The organism is Candidatus Binatia bacterium (assembly GCA_026415395.1).
In the GTDB taxonomy this organism is placed as follows: Bacteria; Desulfobacterota; Binatia; order HRBIN30; family HRBIN30; genus HRBIN30.
Map to the genome: position 1 here is coordinate 1 of JAOAHD010000021.1, position 19594 is coordinate 19594.

17 protein-coding genes and 1 pseudogene are annotated in these 19594 nt (G+C 60.3%); 13 read left to right on the forward strand and 5 right to left on the reverse strand.

Annotated features, from left to right (window positions below):
* Nucleotides 1-308 precede the first annotated feature (308 nt).
* Nucleotides 309-545, forward strand: a complete 237-nt coding sequence (locus N3C12_15245; GenBank protein ID MCX8073782.1) for a hypothetical protein — start codon at nt 309-311, stop codon at nt 543-545.
* 54 nt (nt 546-599) lie between these two features.
* On the opposite strand, the gene N3C12_15250 is transcribed toward N3C12_15245, so the two are convergent.
* Nucleotides 600-1106: a universal stress protein gene (locus N3C12_15250; GenBank protein MCX8073783.1), complete on the reverse strand. Its 507-nt coding sequence runs from the start codon at nt 1104-1106 to the stop codon at nt 600-602.
* 39 nt (nt 1107-1145) lie between these two features.
* Here N3C12_15250 and N3C12_15255 point away from each other — a divergent pair, with 39 nt between their 5' ends.
* From N3C12_15255 to N3C12_15280, 6 genes are all read left to right on the forward strand, one after another.
* The gene (locus tag N3C12_15255) at nt 1146-1865 is read left to right on the forward strand and encodes a hypothetical protein (GenBank protein ID MCX8073784.1); all 720 of its coding nucleotides are present in this window, start codon (nt 1146-1148) and stop codon (nt 1863-1865) included.
* Entirely contained in the window at nt 1858-3576 is a 1719-nt protein-coding gene (locus N3C12_15260) for a cbb3-type cytochrome c oxidase subunit I (GenBank protein MCX8073785.1), read from the forward strand. Before N3C12_15255 ends, N3C12_15260 begins: the two co-directional genes overlap by 8 nt.
* Before the next feature lie 8 nt (nt 3577-3584).
* Nucleotides 3585-4145, forward strand: coding sequence for a cytochrome c oxidase subunit 3 (locus N3C12_15265; protein ID MCX8073786.1), 561 nt, complete (start codon nt 3585-3587; stop codon nt 4143-4145).
* A gap of 387 nt (nt 4146-4532) precedes the next feature.
* On the forward strand, nt 4533-6323 hold the full coding sequence (locus tag N3C12_15270; GenBank protein ID MCX8073787.1) for a PQQ-binding-like beta-propeller repeat protein: 1791 nt from the start codon (nt 4533-4535) through the stop codon (nt 6321-6323).
* Nucleotides 6324-6361: 38 nt separating this feature from the next.
* Complete coding sequence (locus tag N3C12_15275) at nt 6362-7045, forward strand: hypothetical protein (GenBank protein MCX8073788.1); 684 nt, start codon at nt 6362-6364, stop codon at nt 7043-7045.
* 96 nt (nt 7046-7141) lie between these two features.
* Nucleotides 7142-8509, forward strand: coding sequence for a TrpB-like pyridoxal phosphate-dependent enzyme (locus N3C12_15280; protein MCX8073789.1), 1368 nt, complete (start codon nt 7142-7144; stop codon nt 8507-8509).
* Here the strand turns inward: N3C12_15280 and N3C12_15285 are convergent.
* On the reverse strand, nt 8449-9981 hold the full coding sequence (locus N3C12_15285; GenBank protein ID MCX8073790.1) for a wax ester/triacylglycerol synthase family O-acyltransferase: 1533 nt from the start codon (nt 9979-9981) through the stop codon (nt 8449-8451). The two genes, N3C12_15280 and N3C12_15285, sit on opposite strands and share 61 nt — an antisense overlap.
* 166 nt (nt 9982-10147) lie before the next feature.
* Between N3C12_15285 and rfbC the strand changes: the two genes are divergently transcribed.
* Nucleotides 10148-10702, forward strand: coding sequence for a dTDP-4-dehydrorhamnose 3,5-epimerase (gene rfbC / locus N3C12_15290; protein ID MCX8073791.1), 555 nt, complete (start codon nt 10148-10150; stop codon nt 10700-10702).
* A 1532-nt stretch (nt 10703-12234) separates the two neighbouring features.
* On the opposite strand, the gene N3C12_15295 is transcribed toward rfbC, so the two are convergent.
* Together N3C12_15295 and N3C12_15300 are read right to left on the reverse strand one after the other, a co-directional pair.
* Complete coding sequence (locus N3C12_15295; GenBank protein ID MCX8073792.1) at nt 12235-12948, reverse strand: FKBP-type peptidyl-prolyl cis-trans isomerase; 714 nt, start codon at nt 12946-12948, stop codon at nt 12235-12237.
* A gap of 49 nt (nt 12949-12997) precedes the next feature.
* Nucleotides 12998-14179 (reverse strand): RNA polymerase sigma factor RpoD/SigA, encoded by a 1182-nt coding sequence (locus N3C12_15300; protein MCX8073793.1) that lies wholly within the window; start codon nt 14177-14179, stop codon nt 12998-13000.
* Between the two features lie 248 nt (nt 14180-14427).
* Here N3C12_15300 and N3C12_15305 point away from each other — a divergent pair, with 248 nt between their 5' ends.
* From N3C12_15305 to N3C12_15325, 5 genes and pseudogenes are all read left to right on the forward strand, one after another.
* Entirely contained in the window at nt 14428-15303 is an 876-nt protein-coding gene (locus tag N3C12_15305) for an ACT domain-containing protein (GenBank protein ID MCX8073794.1), read from the forward strand.
* A gap of 170 nt (nt 15304-15473) precedes the next feature.
* On the forward strand, nt 15474-15758 hold the full coding sequence (locus tag N3C12_15310) for a hypothetical protein (GenBank protein ID MCX8073795.1): 285 nt from the start codon (nt 15474-15476) through the stop codon (nt 15756-15758).
* A 250-nt stretch (nt 15759-16008) separates the two neighbouring features.
* On the forward strand, nt 16009-17421 hold the full coding sequence (gene leuC, locus N3C12_15315) for a 3-isopropylmalate dehydratase large subunit (GenBank protein MCX8073796.1): 1413 nt from the start codon (nt 16009-16011) through the stop codon (nt 17419-17421).
* Between the two features lie 11 nt (nt 17422-17432).
* A complete protein-coding gene (gene leuD / locus N3C12_15320; GenBank protein ID MCX8073797.1) occupies nt 17433-18053 on the forward strand; it encodes a 3-isopropylmalate dehydratase small subunit in 621 nt (206 codons plus the stop codon).
* 28 nt (nt 18054-18081) lie between these two features.
* Nucleotides 18082-18579: pseudogene (locus N3C12_15325) on the forward strand (GAF domain-containing protein).
* 202 nt (nt 18580-18781) lie between these two features.
* Here the strand turns inward: N3C12_15325 and N3C12_15330 are convergent.
* Nucleotides 18782-19585, reverse strand: a complete 804-nt coding sequence (locus N3C12_15330; protein MCX8073798.1) for a TlyA family RNA methyltransferase — start codon at nt 19583-19585, stop codon at nt 18782-18784.
* Nucleotides 19586-19594 lie beyond the last annotated feature (9 nt).

Genomic DNA, 19594 nt, shown 5'->3' on the forward strand with positions numbered 1-19594 from the left:
CCAACACACTGACACCGACGGAGACTGCGACGCCGACGAATACGGCGACCCCAACAGAGACCGCGACTCCATCCCGGACGGCTACACCGACGTCGACACGGACGCCGACGCCGACACGGACACCGACGCCGACTAATACGCCTACACCGACAAACACGCCGACTGCGACCCAGACGGCGACTCCGACCAACACACTGACACCGACGGAGACTGCGACGCCGACGAATACGGCGACCCCAACAGAGACCGCGACTCCATCCCGGACGGCTACACCGACGCCGACACGGACGCCGACCAATACACCCACGATTACGCCCACCTTCTCGCGATTTGAGAACGAGGCGGGCGACTTTGCCTGCAGCGATGGCTTCGACAACGACGGCGACGGGCTGGTGGACTGTGCAGACCCGAGCTGTGCCACTAGCACGCGGTGCGCCGCTCCGGTTCCGGTCGGTCAGGGTCCGTGGACGGGCGTTATGGCCGGAGTGCTCGCGCTGTTAGGCGTCAGTGCACTCTTGGGCTTGCGCCGCCGCTGGCAAAGCTGAAGACTCGATCCGGTGAGATCTGTGGGGTCCGCCGCAGGTGCCGGACCCCACAGATCATTTGTTCGGACGAGGCACGACGAACAGCGGGCAAAGGGCGTGGCGCACGATTTTTTCTGCCACGCTGCCAATTACCAGATGAGCGATTCCACCACGGCCGCGGGTGGAAAGCACAATGAGATCCGGGTGGATCTCGTCCGCCACCGCACGCAATTTCTCGTAGGGATCGCCGTGGCGAATGTGGAGAACGCGGGTAACCGACGCGGGCAAGCAGCGTTCTGCCACGGCCCGCAGTAAAGATAGGGCTTTGGCTTCTGCGGCGTCGACAACTTGCAGCGGTGGCAGTGCATGGGTGTCGTACAAGTCGTCGAGCGGGTTCACGATCACATGAACCAGGTGCACGGTGCCCCCCGTCGTTTGCGCAAACCAAGCCGCGTGGTGTGCTGCGACGTCGCACTCCGAGGAGAAGTCCACGGGGAGGAGAATCCGTTCGAAATGACCGACTTGCACCACGGGCATTCCGTTACTTGCGATGCGCCGCCATTGCAAGCGGAGCACCTGCATTGAAGCGGGCGCTGCTCTTTGGCAGTGTGCTTCTCCGGCATGGTTGGCTTTTGGTTGGATGCGCGTTGGAGTCTCGGCTGGCCCGAGACAGCTTCGAGCCTCGCGCCACGCGTGGACTCCTTGTTTCTTTGGATCGCGGTTGTCGTAGGCGTTTGGTTCCTGCTGTGCGAGCTGACTTTGATAGTGTTGCTTTGGCGTGCCCGTGCTCGAAGCCGGCAGCGTTCCCTGCCCATCCCACCTCGAGGGAATGAGGGATGGTGGATTGCGGCGCTCGCTGCTGCGGTGTTGGCGTGCGATTTGGCGATCGAAGCTTATGGTCATTCCATTTGGACCGGTGCGGTTGCCGGAGCCCCGCGCGGTGCCTTACCGGTGAGGGTGGAGGGCCGCCAATTTGCCTGGACGGTGCAGCATCCCGGTGCCGACGAGGAGCTGGGAACTGCGGACGACGTCGAACTGCAAAACGAGTTGCACGTCTTGGTGGGGAAGCCGGTGGAACTTCGGCTCCGTTCGGTCGATGTCATTCACAGTTTCTTCCTGCCCTCGATGAGGCTCAAGCAGGACGTTGTTCCCGGCTTGGAGGTCCGGCGTTGGTTTTTGCCGACGCGCGAAGGAACGTTTCCGCTTGTGTGTGCCGAGCTATGTGGCTTCGCTCATTTCCGCATGGGCGGCCACATAGTCGTTCATGATCCAGCCGGTTACGAGCGGTGGCTGAACTCGGCAACGCAAGTGCAAGATTCAGTGGGCTCTGCTGATGGGTAGCCACCAATCGGGTGCGGAGGGAGAGCGAATCGCTCCCTCGCTGCACGGAGAAAGCCACACGAGTTGGGGACAAGAGTTTTGGTGGCGGTGGGTGTTTTCTACCGACCACAAGGTGATCGGCTTGCAGTACTTGGCCATTGCCGTGGTGATGGCCGTTGTCGGCGGGTTTGCGGCATATTTGATGCGCTGGCAACTTGCCTTTCCTGGGAGTACGGCGCCTTTTTACGGGGTGATCGACCCTGCCCCGTACAATGCGTGGCTTACGATGCATGGCACGATCATGATGTTTTTCGTGGCCATGCCGTTGTTGCTCGGTGCATTCGGGAACTACCTGGTCCCGTTAATGGTGGGAGCCGCCGACATGGCGTTCCCGCGCCTCAACATGGTGTCCGTTTGGACGCTGGCCATCGCCAGCGCGATTCTCCTGGCCTCGTTTTTTGTCGAAGAGGGGCCGGCGGCCGCAGGGTGGACGAACTATGTGCCCTTGTCATCGGACCCGACGTACACCGGCGTGGGACTCGGTTTCGACTTGTGGTTGGCAGCAGTGTTCGTGGACTTCGTTGCCGTGCTCATGAGTGGGATCAACGTGCTCACCACAGCGTTCAACATGCGGGCGCCGGGGCTCACGCTGATGAGGTTGCCGTTATTTGTGTGGACGCAGATGGTCGCGGCGATTTTATTTTTGTTTTCCGCCGGCCCGCTCATGGGTGCGATTCTCATGCTGCTGTGTGATCGTCACCTCGGGACGGCGTTTTTCGTCGCGGAAAAGGGCGGTAGCCCACTGTTGTGGCAGCACCTGTTTTGGTTCTTCGGCCATCCTGAGGTGTACGTGATTCTGCTGCCCGCTCTGGGCATTTTTCTCGAAATTTTCCCGACCTTTGCCCGGCGACCGGTGGCGGCTTACCGGCTGATCGTCCTTGCCCTGTGGGTGAGTGCCGCGCTGAGTTTCGTGGTTTGGGCGCACCACATGTTTGTGAGCGGCCTTGACGTGCGCCTCGCCCTCCCGTTCAGTATCACCACGATCATCATTTCCGTTCCCTTTGCGGTGGTGGTGTTCGCCCTGATTGCGACGTTGCGTGGCGGCGTGTTGGTGCCGTCGACGGCGATGCGCTTTGCGGTTGGCGCAGTCGCCACCTTTATCGTCGGTGGGGTCACAGGGATTTTTCTCGGCTCTCCGGCGCTCGACATGTATCTGCACGACACGTACTTCGTCGTCGCGCATTTTCATTACACGTTGTTCCCCTCGGTTGTTCTCGGTGGTTTTGCGGGCCTTTATTATTGGTTTCCGAAAATGACGGGTCGCTTGCTCGACGAGCGCGTGGGTGCCTGGCACTTCTGGCTCACGTTCGTTGCCTTCCAAGCGGTGTTCGTCCCTCTATTCTACGTTGGCGTTCATGGGCACATGCGGCGAGTGTACGATCCCTCGTACTATGAATATTTTCGCCCCCTGATGCCCTTGCACGAGCTCTCGACGGTTGCGGCGATTTTTTTGCTCGCTTTTCAGCTTCTTTTTCTGGGAAACGTTGCGTGGTCCCTGCGGCGTGGCCGAAGTGCTGGAGCTGACCCTTGGGGTGGAACGACGTTGGAGTGGGCGGTGTCGTCGCCGCCCCCGAGTGAAAACTTCTCACAACCGGTTCGCGTTGTCAGAGAGCCTTACGCCTACGTGGATAACGACGGAACGCGGCAGCCGCAGCCGCAGTGGCCTCGGTGAGGGAGCGCATGGAATCTGCCCACGCACCAGCAGGGCTATGGGTGGGGAAGCCCAGCATCACGGGCGTGGCTTGGTTTCTGGCTTCTGAGGCGGCCTTGTTCGGTGGTTTGTTGGCCGCCGTGGTGTATCTTCGGGCGGGGGATCCGGCGTGGGCGGAAGCCGCAACGCACGTATCCCGAGTTGCAGCCGCTGCAGCTACCGCCTGCTTGGTGGTGGTGACGTTGAGCTTGGCACGAGTGGTGGAGACATCTCGGCTGCGGAGGGGCTTCCTGGTTACAGCTATGATCGCCGCCGGGCTGTTCGTTATGGTCAAGGCGATCGATTACTGGACGCACTGGGTTGCCGGTTCTCGACCGCAGGAGAGCGTGTTTTGGGCGAGCTTTTATTTGCTCACTGGGCTCCACGCTCTGCACGTTGTCGGGGGGCTCGGTGCTCTCCTCTACTGTGCGTGGCTACCCTCGCGAGAACGATGTGAGGCGGCGCTGACTTGGACACTGGGTGTCCGTTTGTACTGGTACCTCGTCGACGCTGTTTGGGTGTGCTTGTTGCTCTTGTTTTACCTCTTTTAAATGCGGCCTGTTGGTGAAAAGGTTTTGCCCCCAGGCGTTCGAACAGCGGCGCGGGCAACCCTCTTGGCCCCGAAGGATTGCCCGCGCCGCTTGCGGCCGTTGCCCGCTGCCCCCGATGGTCTGTCTTGCAACGGCGCCACTGTTACTCGGGTGCCTTCAGAACGGTCAAGGCATTTGCTGTGCTAGTTCAAGCACAACCTATCTGTCTGCATGTTTAGGCTCTGTGCTTTTGGGGCTTTGCAACGTTGGGTCAAAGCTGCTCGTCAGGAGCGTTTTCCCGTTGTGAGTGCAAACGCGATGGTTGCAACTGGGACACGAGGCTGGCTGTTGACCAACACAGCCAGATAGGGTAGCGCAACGCGCGTGCCGGCGCGTTGGAGCGAACGATTGATTCAATTTGGCTGCGGCGCTCTGATCGTGGTGTTCGTGGGTTGCGGCAGCGACAGCGAGGCACCCGGTGGATCGACCAGCGGCGCGCAGTTAGCGGATGGCTGGCCGATGTACGGCCGGAATGTTGAGCGGACTTTTTACAACGATGCTGAAGCGCGCATCACGCGCAGCAATGTCGCCTCGATGCGGCTTAAGTGGCGGTACCAAACGGGTGCCATTGTTACTGCTTCACCTACAGTGGCTTGGGTGCACGTTCCTGGAGAGGGCCGGATCAAGGTGGTGTACGTCCCGTCCTGGGACGGTTTTTTGTACGCGTTGCGGGTGAGCAATGGGTCACGACTGTGGTCGTTTGCGATGAAGCCGCACCCGGGGGCGTCGTACCCGCAAGCTTCGTCGCCAACGGTGGCACACGTGGCTGGGGAAGAGCGGGTGTATGTCGGTGGCGGCATGACCATGTACTGCTTGGCGGCGGCGACCGGTGAGCTGCGCTGGTCGTTCGATGCGGGCACTGGCTGCACGACTTGCGGCCCGCGGGTGGAGCGCAATCAGGTAGAGTCGTCGCCGGCTGTGGTGGAAAACCTTGTGGTGTTCGGCATGGACGTGAACGATCGCGCGCCGGGCAAAGGGGGCGTGTTTGCCGTAGATGCAACCGAGGGTCACCTGGTTTGGTATTTCGACGTCGATACTGGCCAGACTTGTCGCCCGTTTGCCTCTGATCGCGTTCGCAAGTTCGACGGTTATCATTCCGCGGAAGAGCTCGGACTTCCTCCTGACTTCTTCACCACCCGGCCCGGCTGTAACTTTAACCGCCGCTGGACAGCGTGTGGCAACGTGTGGTCCTCGTTCGCCGTCGACACTGCGCGCCGGCTTTTGTTTACCGCCTCGAGCAATTGCGACACAGATAACGATCCCGACACGGTGGAGCCTGCGCCGCCGATGCCGCCATTTGAGGAAGCGATCTTTGCGTTGAGTTTCGACGGTGCGCCGGTCTGGCGGTGGCGGCCCCGCGAGGTGGACAATGCCGACCTCGCTTTCGGTGCGGTTCCTAATCTGTTCACCATTCGGTTTGGCGGCTCGCAACGCGATGTGTTGGGAGTGGGCAACAAGGATGGTACGTACTACGTCCTCGACCGAGAGGGGGTGAATAAACTCACGGGGCGCATCGAACCTTATTGGGCACAGCAAGTTGTCCCGGGAGGGGCGATTGGTGGAATCATCGGCAGCGCCGCGGTTGGCGGCGGGGCGATCTTTTTCTCCACGGCAATTGGCGAGTCGTTCAACCGCCCACAGCGCCCGGCCGCTTGGAGCTTGACGGCCAGCGATGGAAGCGTTCGTTGGGCGGATCGCTCGGCGGCGCCGAGTTATGCGGCAACAACAGCGACCCGTGAGGTGGTGTTCATGGGGAGTTTGTTCTCCGGTGTTTACGCGCGCGACGCCGATACCGGCGAAGTGCTGAAACAGTTCTCGCCGCTTGTGCCGGTTGCTTCGGCCGTGACCGTTTTGGACGGAGAGATTTTCTTCGGCGCCGGCATCGGAGACCGGGGCGGAAACCCCGAGGGCGATGCCTACCGTAGCTCGCTGACGCCGAGCGTCGTGAGTGCATACTGCTTGCCGGATTCTCCGGATTGCCCGTCCTCTTTATGCGATGACGGCGACGCCTGCACTTATGATTACCGCAGTGGTGATCAGTGTGTTTCTGAGCGCGCGCCGGACGGGCTGTTTTGTCCCGACCCCACTGTCGGGCCTGGGCGTTGCGTTGATGGCCGCTGTGTGCGGCCGCCCGCGTAGACAAAGTTGAGCGGCGAGCAATCTTTTCGGGAATAGTGATGCCGTTGTTGTCGAGGCCGCGAGCAATCGTTTTCTTACTGGTTTTCGCTTACTCGTTCCCACCCGTATGGGCGAAGGAACATGGGATTACTGGCTTTTCCGGAATGCAGGGGGAGACGTGCGCCGACTCTTGCCACGGGGATGAGCATTCGCCAGCGCTGATGATAGAAGGACCAACACAGGTGACGATCGGCGCCGTGACCAGTTGGCGCTTGCAAGCGCGGCCGGCGGGACCGGCGATGGTGGGTGCAGGTGTGAACGTGGCGGTAGCGGCTGGCGAGTTAGTTCCAGGTGACGGGTTGTACGCTGAGGCAGGTGAACTGACGCATTTGTCGCCGCAACGCAGTGCGGATACGAACCGCGATGCGCGTGTGAGTGCGGGCGATGTGATTGTGCTAGCCGCGTCAATTTTGTCCTCGCGCGGTTTTGGTGCTTGCGTTGCGGGTGACGCAAACGGAGATGGGAAGGAGGACAGAGCTGATTTGGACGCGGTGGTCAGTCGGCTGTTCGTGGGGGCGTTGCCATGGACATGGGAGTTCCAATGGCGGGCGCCGTCGGAGCCGCAAACTGTGCAGTTTTATGCTGCGGTGGTGTCGGCAAATTGTAACGGCACGCGCGGAGGAGATGGAGTGGGCAAACTCCGGTGGGCGGTCGATGTAGTTGCGGAGGGGACAAGCAGGTAAGCCGCTCAGGACGAAGGGGGCAGCGAACTCGAAACCAAGAGTCGCAAGCGTTTCTTGCATTGCGTCGCAAGCGACAATCGGCTTTTTACTCATGCGATGAACAATGCAACGAAAATTCTTTTGCCGGAAGAGCGGTTGCCTACCTCTTGGTACAACATCGTCGCCGATTTGCCGTTGGAGCCCCCACCCGCTTTGCATCCAGGTACGGGAAAGCCGATTATCGCGGAAGAACTTGCTCCGCTTTTTCCTCCAGCGTTGATTGAGCAAGAGTTCAGCCGCCAGCGTGAGGTGCCGATTCCAGAGGAAGTGCGTAGTTTGTATCGCTTGTGGCGGCCCACGCCGTTGTTCCGCGCCTGGCGTTGGGAAAAGATCCTGCGGACTCCGGCGCGCATCTACTACAAGTACGAGGGTGTAAGCCCGGCGGGTTCTCACAAACCGAACACCGCCGTTGCGCAAGCGTTCTACAACCGGCAAGCCGGAATTCGCCGTTTGGCAACCGAAACGGGAGCGGGCCAATGGGGCTCGTCGCTGGCGCTGGCTTGCAACTTTTTTGGCCTCGAATGCCAGGTGTTCATGGTTCGCGTGAGTTACAACCAAAAGCCCTACCGGCGCGCGCTGATGGAGACGTACGGTGCTCATGTGGTGGCAAGTCCGAGCAGTTTGACAAAAGCTGGCCGCGAAGTCCTTGCCCGCGATCCGGAATGCTCGGGCTCATTGGGAATTGCCATCTCCGAGGCGGTGGAGGTGGCCGCCGCAGACCCGCAGACGAACTACGCCTTGGGGAGCGTCTTGAATCATGTGCTGTTGCACCAAACCGTGATCGGCTTGGAGGCTTTAGAGCAATTCGCTGCGATCGGTGAAGAGCCTGACATCGTGGTCGCATGCACAGGGGGCGGATCGAACTTTGCGGGAATTGCGTTTCCCTTCTTGGGCCGAATGTTGCGTGGGGGGCCGCAGGTGGAGATCCGGGCGGTCGAGCCGGCTGCATGCCCCAGCTTGACGAAGGGCAAGTACACGTACGACTTTGGCGATACTGCCCATCTGACGCCGCTGATGAAGATGCACACGCTGGGGAGTTCCTTCGTGCCGCCCGGCATTCACGCCGGTGGGTTGCGTTACCACGGCATGGCGCCTTTGGTGAGCCATGTAGTTGTTCAGGGCCTGGTGAAGGCAGAGGCGGTGCAACAACTAGAAGCCTTCGCTGCCGGTGTGGAGTTTGCGCGGGCGGAAGGGATTGTTCCCGCCCCGGAGGCCAATCATGCAATCGCGGGGGCCCGCCGCGCTGCTTTGCAGTGTCGGGAAGAAGGGCGGGGAAAAGTAATTTTGTTCAACCTTTGCGGCCACGGCCATTTCGACATGCAGGCTTACATGGACTACGCAGCAGGGCGGCTGCAGAACTTCGACTATCCCGACGAAGAAGTGGCAATGGCCTTGGCTGGCTTACCGGCCGTTGGGGTCGACTGAGCTCTCGCCGGGCGCGTCGCGAGGGCGGTACGCTGAGGGCGTGGGGCTTTTTGCTGGCTCACTCGTGCCGCGCGTTCTACTTCGTCAGTCGCTTGCTCGAGGAAGTGATGGAGCAGCTCCGGGTCTGGGATTGCAGAAGGATCCGTGTCGATCCCGATCCCGTAGGTATCGGCGTAGGAAAGTAGAGCAATGGCCAAGGGTAAGCCGATCGTCACTGGCGCGTAAGGGTAAATGGCGTCGATGCGTGCCCCAGCCAAATACCGTAGTTCGGATGGGCCGGGCACGTTCGTGACAATCAGGTTGATTTTGCCTGTCGTAGCTTGGGCTAACGCTCGGATGACAAACGTTGGGGTCAGGGTGAGCACACGCATGAGGAAGGGATAAGCGGCCGCCCGACGGTCGCGCTTGGCGGCGGCTGTTTGCTCCTGGATGCGGGCGAGACGGCGTAGCGGGTCTTCCTCTCCGATGGGGAGCGCGACGTTGCACATGCCCACGCGGTTCCCCAGCAGATGGCGCTCCTCTTCCCGTCGCAGGCTGATGGGAACCATACAATGGAGCTCGTCGACGCTGAGCTTGCGGTGGCGATAGTAACGCCCCACGGCTCCGGCCACGATCGTGAGCATCAGGTCATTTAGCGTAACGCCGAGGGCCTCCTTGATTTTACGAAGGCGGGGCAATGGCATCGTGAGCCCATCCAACCGGCGACCGATTCCGGTGGCCTGTTGCGCTAACGGGTCTGGGGAAGCGGGGGATGTCAGGTCCGAAAGTACGCCCCATAAGCCGCGGGTGGCGGCGCTGATTTGAGCGACGGCGGAAGCTGGGTCGCGAACAGCTCCGAGAAGCAAAGCGGCTGCGGCGCGGAGGTTATCAGTGGTCACCTTCAGGGCCTCGGTTGCCAGACGCGCGGCCCTCATTGGAGCTGGGCGTGGTTGCGAAGGACGGATGCGGGGCAGGGGGATCGATTGATTTCGCTTCGCTTGGGTCAAGGCATCGAAGCCCGTCATAGAGCCTACGCCGTCCATGACGCAGTGATGGACCTTGACCAGCAGGGCTGCGCGCGTTCCTTGGTAGCCGCGAATGTCGTACGCTTCCCATAAAGGACGTGCGGGATCGAGAGGTGAAGCAAACAGAGCGCTAACCAGTTCCAGCAGCTCCTTGCGGCTGCCTGGTGGCGGCAGCTCCAGGTGGCGCAGATGGTAGTGGAGTTCGAAATGAGGGTCGTCGCGCCACTCCGGCAAGGTAAGGCGAAGAGCATCCTCGTACACGCGTTGGCGAAGCCGCGGGATGCGATCGACCCAGCGCAGGAAAGCATGCTCGAGTTTTTCCGTGTGTGGGGCCCGATCGAGAAAGAACAACCCACCCACAACAGGCCGCAGTGCCGGCGTGGCCTCTTCTGCGTACCAGAATAGTGCATCCGAGGGCAGCATACGGCTAGGCAGGGTGACCTCACGCGCGGCTGGTTGCTCGCCCATGGTTCCCTCCTTTCCCCTCGAGAGGATGTGCCGCACAATTTGTACCGTTTACCAGAGGAATGTTATCCAAGGCGCTTTTGGCCTTGGCATCCTATGCTTGGGATCCGAGCTGGGCAAGTGACTGTAACCATTGCAAACGTCGGACGCCGGTGACAAGGGTTTTCTCATGCGCTTGGTGGAGACAGAACTGCCGGGTGTGGTCATTGTCGAGCCCGAGGTCCACCGGGATGAGCGGGGATTCTTTTTAGAGACGTTTCACGGCGAGAAGTACGCCAAGCACGGGTTGCCGAGGGTCTTTGTGCAGGATAATCACTCTCGTTCCGTGCGAGGTACGGTGAGGGGGTTGCACGCGCAACTCCGGCGCCCTCAAGGTAAACTTGTTCGCGTGATTGCTGGTGCAGTTTGGGATGTGGCCGTTGACATTCGGCGAGGCTCCCCGTGGTTCGGGCGTTGGACGGCCGTAACTCTATCGGCGGAAAATTTCCGCCAGCTTTACGTGCCCCCTGGCTTTGCGCACGGGTTCTGCGTGCTGAGCGATGCAGCAGAGGTCGAGTATAAGTGTACAGACTACTATGACCCGGAAGGAGAGCTGCGCTTGGCTTGGAATGATCCTGAGTTGGCCATTCCGTGGCCGGTGCGCGACCCCGTATTGTCGGAGAAGGATCGGACCGCGCGCCCACTGCGAGAGCTTGCGGAAGTTCTACCCCGGTACGTTTCTTGACCCAGGCGGCCTGCTGAAATCGCCGGCCAGCTCCTATTTGGCTTGCAAACAGCTTCTTATCCTTACGCGATCGAACGTTTGGAACGGAGGGAAAGACGCAGCGCTACAAACGCGAAGGCCGCTAAGCTCGCCTCGGTCCCAAGTGTCGCAAGTTAGTGAAAGTCCAGAGACGCACTCCCGTTCACAAGGAACTAGAGCATCTCCGTAGCCGCACACTTCGGTCATTCCCAGTGTCAGCACGCGAGTGCCGCGAGAGACGCAAGCTCCACCTGTGGTCCAGAAAGAAGGGGAAGGCAATCCCCGGGCGGAAGGCGGGACCTCCTCGGTGCAGAAATTCTCATGGCAAGCTCCTATTGCTGTGCCAATCGCCCACCCCGTCGCCAAGATGGTGCTACCTGGCCCTCCGCTGCCGCGAAAAGACACACGTGCAGGCCCGTCGGGCGAAAGTTTCTCGACCTCGAGGTTTACTGCAGGTACGCCGTTGCAGCCAATGACTCCCGCCCCGGCAGTGCCCGGCCCAAACACTGACGTGCAAGGGCGACTTGGTGGGCACGAGGCCGGCGGGGACGCGAAGCCCCCGGTGCAGAAGGTTTTGTATTCGGCTACGCGAATGCAGAAACAAGCCAAGGTGGAGATCGGTATTTGTGCGAATCTGGCCCCCCAACGGCAAAGCTTTCGACCGCACGTCGCGCCCTGCCGAGGGCCAGACGCAGCGACCCTTCGATCGGCAACGGAGCGAACTCTAGTAGGTTACCCTTTATGGCGAGGAAGCTGCCACTGTTTACGTCGCCGGGCTGTGCCGCCCGCAATTCGAGAGGCAGTGTCCGCTCCAGCGTGCAGTTTGCCGCGCAGCCGTCGCCTCCGAAGGTCCAACAGGCCACGCACCGACCTTGTGGACAGTCGCTATGGCGGTTGCATGCCTTGTAGGGATAGGTTCCGCCCTGGCACACCCCGCACCATTCATCGCTGGTACCGAAGCAATCACTGTCGCTTGTGCAGCCAGAGCCCGCCTTACTGGTACCGAGGCAGATGCCGCCATGGTCGCAGTCCTCGTCCCCATCCTCCGCACCGTCGCCACAACGGGGAGTGCAGCCGCTCAGGAGGGAGTGCACAGCTTGCACAACCTCGTTGACAGATACCCGGCGGTCGGCGTTGACGTCGCCTGCGGCACAAGAGCTCGCTGGCGCCTCCTCTAGGACGACACGCAAAACGCTAACAACCTCGTCGACGGTTACCACAGCATCACCGTTGCAGTCACCGGGACAAGATTGCTCGGCTGCGGCCGAAGCAACGGAAGTCAGAACCCACCACGCGCCAGCTCCGACCGCCGTACGCCAGCATTTGCCGTTGCGGGAGAGCCAGTCCATGGGCCACGTCTTTGCCGCGCTGCACGGGCCCGCCAACGCATCGGCTGAGCGAGTCCGACGCGGGCTACCAGCTTTGTACGGCTAGGCGGGAAGCCTAGTCAAAACACGCGACGTAGAAAATTTGCAGGCTGGATCAATTCTGTGGCGCCGGTTCGGGCGTTTTTGTTACTGCTCGATCCCCAGCAGTTCGACCTCGAACACCAGGGTGGCTCCTGGCTTGATCTTCGGAGGCGAACCACGGTCACCGTATGCGAGGTCGGAGGGACACACAAGTTTTGCTTTGCCGCCCACCTTCATCTTCTGAAGCCCCTCACTGAAACAACGGATCACGCCATTGAGCGGGAATGTGGCTGGTTCGCCGCGTTGCACGGAGCTGTCGAACACGGTGCCATCCATGAGCGTGCCAGTGTAGTGAACCTTGACCTTGTCTTCAGCTTTCGGCGCTGCGCCGGTGCCAGGCTGGATCTCGATGAACACCAAGCCGGAATCCGTGCGAACAGCGCCTTTTTCCTTGGCCATTTTTTCCAGGAAGGCTTTTGACTTTTCCTTCTCCTCACTGGCGGCCGCAGCCGCGCGGGCTTGAACCAGTTGCTGCAGTTGGCCCCGATACGCGTCGGGGTCCACCGCCAGGGTCTTGCCCGTGCTGGCGTCTTTAAAACCGGCAAGCACCGTTTCGACCTCAGATGGGGTCAAACGAAAGCTACTGACGTTTTGCGCCAAGAGCGCACCGAGGGCATAAAGGGCCTTCTGCTCGTCAGTTTTCAGTTCGGGGCCAGCCGCATGCGCAATCGATGATGTGAGCGCCGAAAATGCAACCGTCCAGGTCAACACGAATTTTCTCATTCCCGCTCCTTTTGAAAGTTTGAGGCCGAGCCCCAATCTAAAAAACTAGAAAGGGCAGCCTTGCAGGCTGCCCTTTCTAGTTTTGCTAGTCAACGTAGGCACGCAGCCCTTGGCTTTCGCAAATCGGGAGGAGTTGCTTCAGGGCACGGGCCTCAAGTTGGCGGATACGTTCGCGGCTCACGCCGTAAAGACGCCCTACTTCCTCCAGAGTGAGCGGTTGCTGGTCGTTCGTACCAAAGCGCAACCGCAGGATGTTCGCTTCCCGAGGAGGTAGCTGCCGTAAGGCGGCCTCCAGTTGCGCATGGAGATCGCCTTGAGCGGCCTCAGTTTCCGGGTCTTTGCTGTCGCTTGCGAGCAATTCCTCGAGCGTCCGGTCGTCATCTGCGCTCAGGGGGGCGTCGATGGACACGCACTGAAAACTTTGGGTCATCGTTTCTAGCCGTTCAGCATCGACACCGCTGGCTTGCGCCAGGAGCTCCTTGCTCACTTTGCCATCAAATTTGGTTTGTAAGCGTTGGGTCTCCCGGCCGACCTTCCGCCGCAATTGGTTCCAGTGTACGGGCGTACGAATGAGTCCACTGTGCATGTCTCCAGCGCGGCCGATTTGCTGCCAGATCCACCACACAGCGTAGGTGCCAAACTTCACGTCCTTGCGAGGATCGTATTTCTCGACCGCACGAATGAGTCCGAGCGATCCCTCCTGCACCATGTCCAAGAACGACACGCCCGCTCGCCGGTACCGCTTTGCGAAAGAAATCACCAAGCGTAGGTTGGCTTCGATCATGCGGTCCCTAAGCTTGCGGTAGGCGGCCAGCTCTTTCTCGAGCTGCGCCACCATCTCCTTGATCTTCAGCCGATCTCCGTACGGGAAGTCGACCTTGCGGCGCGACTTGAGCTCCTTCTTCGCGAACTCGAGGACCATGACGGTCTCACGTTCACGGAAGTCCTCGCTGGGGTGGATCACACTCCGCCCATGAACGGGAAGAGCGGCGGATACCAGGCGGGGAAAACGCCGCAACAAGCGCCGAATCCGGTTGCGCGCTTTCACGATATCCCGAGCGATGCGCTGCTCTTCCTCCGGCGTGAGGAGCTGCGTATTGCTGACGTCGTGGAAGAAGTGCTCGGGTAGGTCCGACTCCGCTCCACGTTCCGCAGCTTCAACCTCCTCTTCGAGAGCCTCCAAGGGCGGTTCCAGGTCAACTTCTTCGTCTGCACCAGGCTCCTCTGGCTCGAACTTGAAAGCTACCGATCCCGAACTGTTCTTCATAACGCCTTCGACACTCCTTCTCCTATGGGTTCTAGTTACTCACGCGGTAATCTAGACCGGCACGCAGAGTACCCGAGGTGCTCGGCAAACGCAAACTCAACTCAACGGGAAAAAGCATGAAAAATTCTTAATGCCAAGGTGACCATTTGTTGCAGGCGAACCACGGTTGGCGGCTCGGGCTGCGCGGGAGGATAGGCGGACAAGGGCATATTTTGACCGTGCTTTCCTACTTGCTAAAAGGGCGGCGCATGAGCAGCCGGGCGGTGATCTCTGTAATCGGGCGCGACCAAAAAGGGGTGGTGGCGCGCATTTCCACGTATTTAGCCGCGTGCAACATCAACATTGAGGACATCGAGCAGCGGGTCATGGAGGGACTCTTTATCATGACCATGCTGGTCGACCTTTCCGAGTTGAACGTGAACCTCGACGAGTTGGTGTTGGGCTTGAAGCGGATTGGTGAGGAAATCCACATGGAGGTTTCCATCCGTTTGCAGGGGAAGCGTGAGCCCAAACGGGTGGCCGTGTTGGTGAGCCGAGAACCTCACTGCCTTCAACAACTCATCGAAGATCGAAATCACGGCAGGCTTAATGGGGATCTTGTGGTTGTCTTGTCGAACCACGAACTTCTTCGCCCTCTAGCTGAAGAGGCGGGAATTCCGTTTTTCTGGTACCCATCTGCTGACAAGGCTGCTCACGAGGAGTTTCTGTTAGAGAAGCTTGCCGAGTATGGGGCGGATTTGGTCGTGCTTGCTCGCTACATGCAAATCCTTTCCCCGCGGGTCGTCGAGCGATACCGCAATCGAATTATCAACATCCATCCGTCATTGCTGCCTTACCACCCGGGCCCGAATGCCTATCGGCAGGCGTTTGAAGAAGGGGTGCGGGTTTCGGGGTGTACGGCCCACTTCGTTACGGAGCAACTGGACCAAGGCCCCGTCATTCTTCAGGACGTGTTTCACATTCGCGTGGGTGAGGACACCCTGGATGATGTGAAGGCACGCGGTCAACGCCTTGAGGCAAAGGTGTTATCGCAGGCGGTGCAGTTGTTCTTGAACGACCAGTTGGTGGTGAAGGATAAAAAGGTCATCTTTCGCCCCGGGTTAGGGACGGGACAGAGCTCTTGAGGTGCGTTGCCGCCCCTCTGATTGCGCTGCTGCTCTCTGCAGTGGCTTGCCAATCACGGTCAGGCGCACCGGGCGTGCTGACGCTGGCTCCGGCGGGGATGCGCGCAAGCGACGGATGCAAGATTGACGACGACCGAACCAGCTTGCGAATGCGGGCTGGAGCTCGTGCGATGGCAGTGACCTACGCACCCGCGGGGCTCGTGCGGGTGGGGGTTTTTGGGCGCGTTGTTGGCAGCGGAGAGGTGGAGCTGATCGTGTATTTCGACGGAGATTCCGTCGCGAGAAAGAAGTTCAAGGCGGGCACCGAGCTGACTGGCGACAACGCTTTCTTCTTCACGGTCGCGGTCGCGAGGGCGGGTCCCCACTCGTGGGAGTTCGAAGTACGTTCGCCAGGCATTGAGCCTTTCGCTTCTGTAGAGTTTCGGTTTGAAAAGTTCGTGATCACAGTCTCGTGAGCCCCGGGTCGGCCAGTGAACCTGAGCTGGGCGAACGTGGGGGGCCGTTCGTGAATGCCTGTGCGATGGAACCGGGACGGTTGACAGAAAAGAAATCCTAGCAACCCTTGCAGAGCCAACTGTGCGTAACGGGTCGGATGTCCCTGTTTACGAGGGGGCATGCGGAACTAGCGGGTTTCGGGCAAGCTTGGGGTCAAGCAGGTGCGGAGCGTGCGAGCATCCGCTACAGCCCAACGCGTTGAGGCCAGCGATGGGAAAGAGTTTGTTGGAGAAAGTTTGGGAAGCGCACACGGTGCGTGAGTTGCCGTCCGGGCAAACGCAGCTTTTTATCGGTCTGCACTTGGTTCACGAGGTGACCAGCCCCCAGGCGTTCCAAATGTTGCGGGAGCAAGGTTTGAGAGTGCTCTTTCCGGAACGCACCTTCGCGACCGTGGATCATATTATTCCAACCGATACGCGCCAGCGCCCATATGCCGACGCCCAGGCCGAGGGCATGATGACGGCGATTGAGCGCAACTGCGCGGAATTTGGGATCCGGCTCTTTCAGGCGAACAGCGGCTATCAAGGAATCGTGCACGTGCTCGGCCCTGAGCTCGGGCTGACCCAACCGGGCATGACGGTGGCCTGTGGGGACAGCCATACCAGCACTCACGGAGCGTTGGGAACCGTGGCGTTCGGCATCGGAACGAGCCAAGTCCGGGACGTGCTGGCCACTCAGTGCCTAGCAATTCAGCGCCCCAAGGTGCGCCGGATCCTGGTGCGCGGCCGGCTGTTACCGGGTGTGTACGCGAAGGATGTGATTCTCCACATCATCCGCAGACTCGGCGTCAAGGGTGGGGTGGGATACGCGTACGAGTATGCCGGCGAGGTCATCGAGCGGATGTCCATGGAAGAGCGCATGACGGTGTGCAACATGAGCATCGAAGGCGGGGCTCGGCTCGGTTACGTGAACCCGGACGAAACGACGTTCGCCTACCTGCGGGGTCGCGAGTTTGCCCCGCAGGGAGCGGCCTTTGAGCGAGCGCTTTCCTGGTGGCGCAGCATGGCATCGGATCCCGATGCTCGGTACGATGACGAAGTGGAATTCCAAGGTGAGGAGATTGCGCCAACGGTAACGTGGGGCATCAATCCTGGCCAGGCTATTGGGATCGACGAGCGTGTACCGCCCCCGGAGGCGTTTCCGCCCGATGAGAGGGATGTTGTTGAAGATGCCTACCGATACATGGACCTCAAGCCAGGCCAGCCGATTCGTGGAATGCGCATTGATGTTGCCTTTATCGGCTCATGCACAAATGGCCGTTTGTCGGACTTGCGCGAGGCGGCAAAAATCGCCCGGCTGGGCAAGGTGAAGCCGCACGTGAAGGCACTCGTCGTCCCTGGCTCTGAAAGCGTGGCGCGGGCGGCCGAGACCGAAGGTCTCGATGAAGTGTTCCGAGCTGCGGGTTTCGAATGGAGGTTGCCGGGCTGCTCCATGTGCTTGGCGATGAACCCCGACAAGCTCGTCGGGCGACAAGTATGCGCTTCGTCGAGCAATCGGAACTTTAAGGGGCGTCAAGGAAGTCCAGGGGGGCGTACCTTGTTGATGAGCCCCGCGATGGTGGCGGCTGCAGCGATTGCTGGCGAGGTGGTGGACGTACGGGAACTGTTGTCGAGCGGCGGGTGAGGAGACAGCAGATGACAGAACTGATCAGAATCGAGCAGGTGGTTGGTCGCCCGATCCCCTTGCGAGGGAACGACATCGACACCGACCGGATCATTCCCGCGCGGTTTATGAAGGTCGTTACCTTCGACGGATTGGGAGAGTTCCTTTTTTACGACGAACGGTTCGATGCTCAAGGCCGCTCTAAAGGGCACGTTCTGGACGATCCGCGCTTTGCGGCGAAAGGTCCGCGGATCGGGGTGGTGAACAAGAACTTCGGTTGTGGGTCATCACGGGAGCACGCTCCGCAAGCGCTGCTCCGCTGGGGGATCCGTGCATTGGTGGGGGAATCCTTCGCGGACATTTTCTTCGGCAATTGCGTGGCCCTCGGAATGCCGTGCGTTTGCGCCGCGGAAAAAGACATCAATTGGCTGCAGGCAGCGGTGGAGGAAGACCCAGGCCACGAGATTATCGTGAACCTCCAGACCATGCGTGTGGAGTACAAAGGAACCAGTATTCCGGTGGTCATGCCTGAGGGCGCTCGGCGCCAGCTCATCGAGGGCACGTGGGACGCGACTCGGATTTTGTTGCAAGCAGAGGCGCAGATTCGTGAAACGGCGGCTCGCCTTCCGTACGTACGTGGATTTGCAGCGTAAGGGGCTATCCATCGGCGGGTAGGAAACCGTGACCGGTGACGGCGAACAGGATCACCTCCAGAGGGAGCGGCTGCGGCTGCTGTATGAGCTCAATCGTGGCTTGACGACGTTTACCGACCTGCGATCGCTGCTGAGCTACGCCACCGAACAAGGCCGCATTCTCTTTCGCGCTGAAGGTTGCGCCATCTTGATGCTCGATCCGAAGAAAAACGAGTTCTACTTTCCTGTGGCCAGCGATGTCGACATCAAGTCCGAAGCACGCTTAGCGGAGATTCGCTTCCCTGCAGATCGTGGGATTGCGGGATGGGTGCTCCACCACGATCAGGCCGAGTTGGTCATGGATACCTCGCAAGATCCGCGGTTTTTCCGCGGCATCGATGCGCAGACGGAGATGACCACGCGCTCGCTGTTGTGTGCGCCGTTGCGCACTCGGACGGGGAACATCGGGGTCATGGAGGTTGTGAACCCCGCTCCCGAATTCTTGACCGGGAGCGATTTGGAGTTTCTGGAGACAGTTGCTGCCGACGTGGCGGTGGCTTGTGAAAAGGCACAGTTGTACGAGCGCTTGCGTGGGGAGGTGGTTGGCCTGCGGCAGGTCTGTCGTGTTGCGGGGTTGTTGGCCATTGTGGTCGGTGCGCTCGTGGGCGTATCATCCGCCTTTGCGCACTTTGCCCGAGCTTTGCCAGCAGTCGAGTTGTTCACCCGGCCTACGTTTGTGCTCGGGGTGGTCACCGCTTTGGGCGGGGGGCTTCTATCGGCGATCGCTCGCGGTTGGTTGATTCCTCCGGCGGAGAGTGCACCGGTGGAACCCGGGCATGGAGGAAGAATTCCCGGTTCCCCTTTGGGCCGAGCAGTGGCGAAGGACACTCTCCGACAACCGTAAACCCGAGGGCTAGCGCTGCCTCTTTGATGGTCTCCACCGCCTGGCGGTGAAGTTCCGGGTCACGGACAACACCCCCCGATCCCACGTGTTCTCGGCCCACTTCGAACTGCGGCTTGACTAAGAGGACCACGTCACTGCCGGCATCGACGCAGCGCAAGACGTTAGGAAGCACTAACCGTAACGAGATGAACGACACGTCCACGGCTGCAAAGTTTGCGAGTTCTGGCAAGCGTTCTGGAGCGAAGAAGCGAAAGTTCGTGCGTTCAAAAACGGTCACCCGTGGATCATGCCTCAATTTCCACGCGAGTTGCCCGTAGCCTACGTCGATCGCGTACACGTGTGTGGCACCGCGTTGCAGAAGGCAATCGCTAAAACCGCCGGTCGACGCCCCGACGTCCAGACACGTGCGGCCTCGGACATCAATACCGAAGCTGTCGAGGGCAGCTGCGAGTTTAAGCCCGCCACGGCTCACATAGGGGAGGTCTTCGCCCCTCACCTCGATCGGGGCATCCGCATCGACGAAGGAGCCGGCCTTCGTCACTCGCTGTCCCGAAGCATAGACAACTCCAGCCAACACGAGGCGTTGCGCTCGTTCTCGGCTGGGTGCCAGCCCGCGTTCGACGAGGAGCTTGTCGATGCGAACACGCATAAGGAGCCG

What these genes read in the sequence shown, in the direction of transcription:
- leuD (MCX8073797.1), top strand. Translation starts at nt 17,433, where the DNA reads ATGACAGAACTGATCAGAATCGAGCAGGTGGTTGGTCGCCCGATCCCC.
- N3C12_15260 (MCX8073785.1), top strand. Translation starts at nt 1,858, where the DNA reads ATGGGTAGCCACCAATCGGGTGCGGAGGGAGAGCGAATCGCTCCCTCG.
- leuC (MCX8073796.1), top strand. Translation starts at nt 16,009, where the DNA reads ATGGGAAAGAGTTTGTTGGAGAAAGTTTGGGAAGCGCACACGGTGCGT.
- N3C12_15305 (MCX8073794.1), top strand. Translation starts at nt 14,428, where the DNA reads ATGAGCAGCCGGGCGGTGATCTCTGTAATCGGGCGCGACCAAAAAGGG.
- N3C12_15285 (MCX8073790.1), bottom strand. Translation starts at nt 9,981, where the DNA reads ATGGGCGAGCAACCAGCCGCGCGTGAGGTCACCCTGCCTAGCCGTATG.
- N3C12_15280 (MCX8073789.1), top strand. Translation starts at nt 7,142, where the DNA reads ATGAACAATGCAACGAAAATTCTTTTGCCGGAAGAGCGGTTGCCTACC.
- N3C12_15330 (MCX8073798.1), bottom strand. Translation starts at nt 19,585, where the DNA reads ATGCGTGTTCGCATCGACAAGCTCCTCGTCGAACGCGGGCTGGCACCC.
- rfbC (MCX8073791.1), top strand. Translation starts at nt 10,148, where the DNA reads ATGCGCTTGGTGGAGACAGAACTGCCGGGTGTGGTCATTGTCGAGCCC.
- N3C12_15250 (MCX8073783.1), bottom strand. Translation starts at nt 1,106, where the DNA reads ATGCAGGTGCTCCGCTTGCAATGGCGGCGCATCGCAAGTAACGGAATG.
- N3C12_15255 (MCX8073784.1), top strand. Translation starts at nt 1,146, where the DNA reads ATGGTTGGCTTTTGGTTGGATGCGCGTTGGAGTCTCGGCTGGCCCGAG.
- N3C12_15310 (MCX8073795.1), top strand. Translation starts at nt 15,474, where the DNA reads ATGGCAGTGACCTACGCACCCGCGGGGCTCGTGCGGGTGGGGGTTTTT.
- N3C12_15275 (MCX8073788.1), top strand. Translation starts at nt 6,362, where the DNA reads ATGCCGTTGTTGTCGAGGCCGCGAGCAATCGTTTTCTTACTGGTTTTC.
- N3C12_15265 (MCX8073786.1), top strand. Translation starts at nt 3,585, where the DNA reads ATGGAATCTGCCCACGCACCAGCAGGGCTATGGGTGGGGAAGCCCAGC.
- N3C12_15300 (MCX8073793.1), bottom strand. Translation starts at nt 14,179, where the DNA reads ATGAAGAACAGTTCGGGATCGGTAGCTTTCAAGTTCGAGCCAGAGGAG.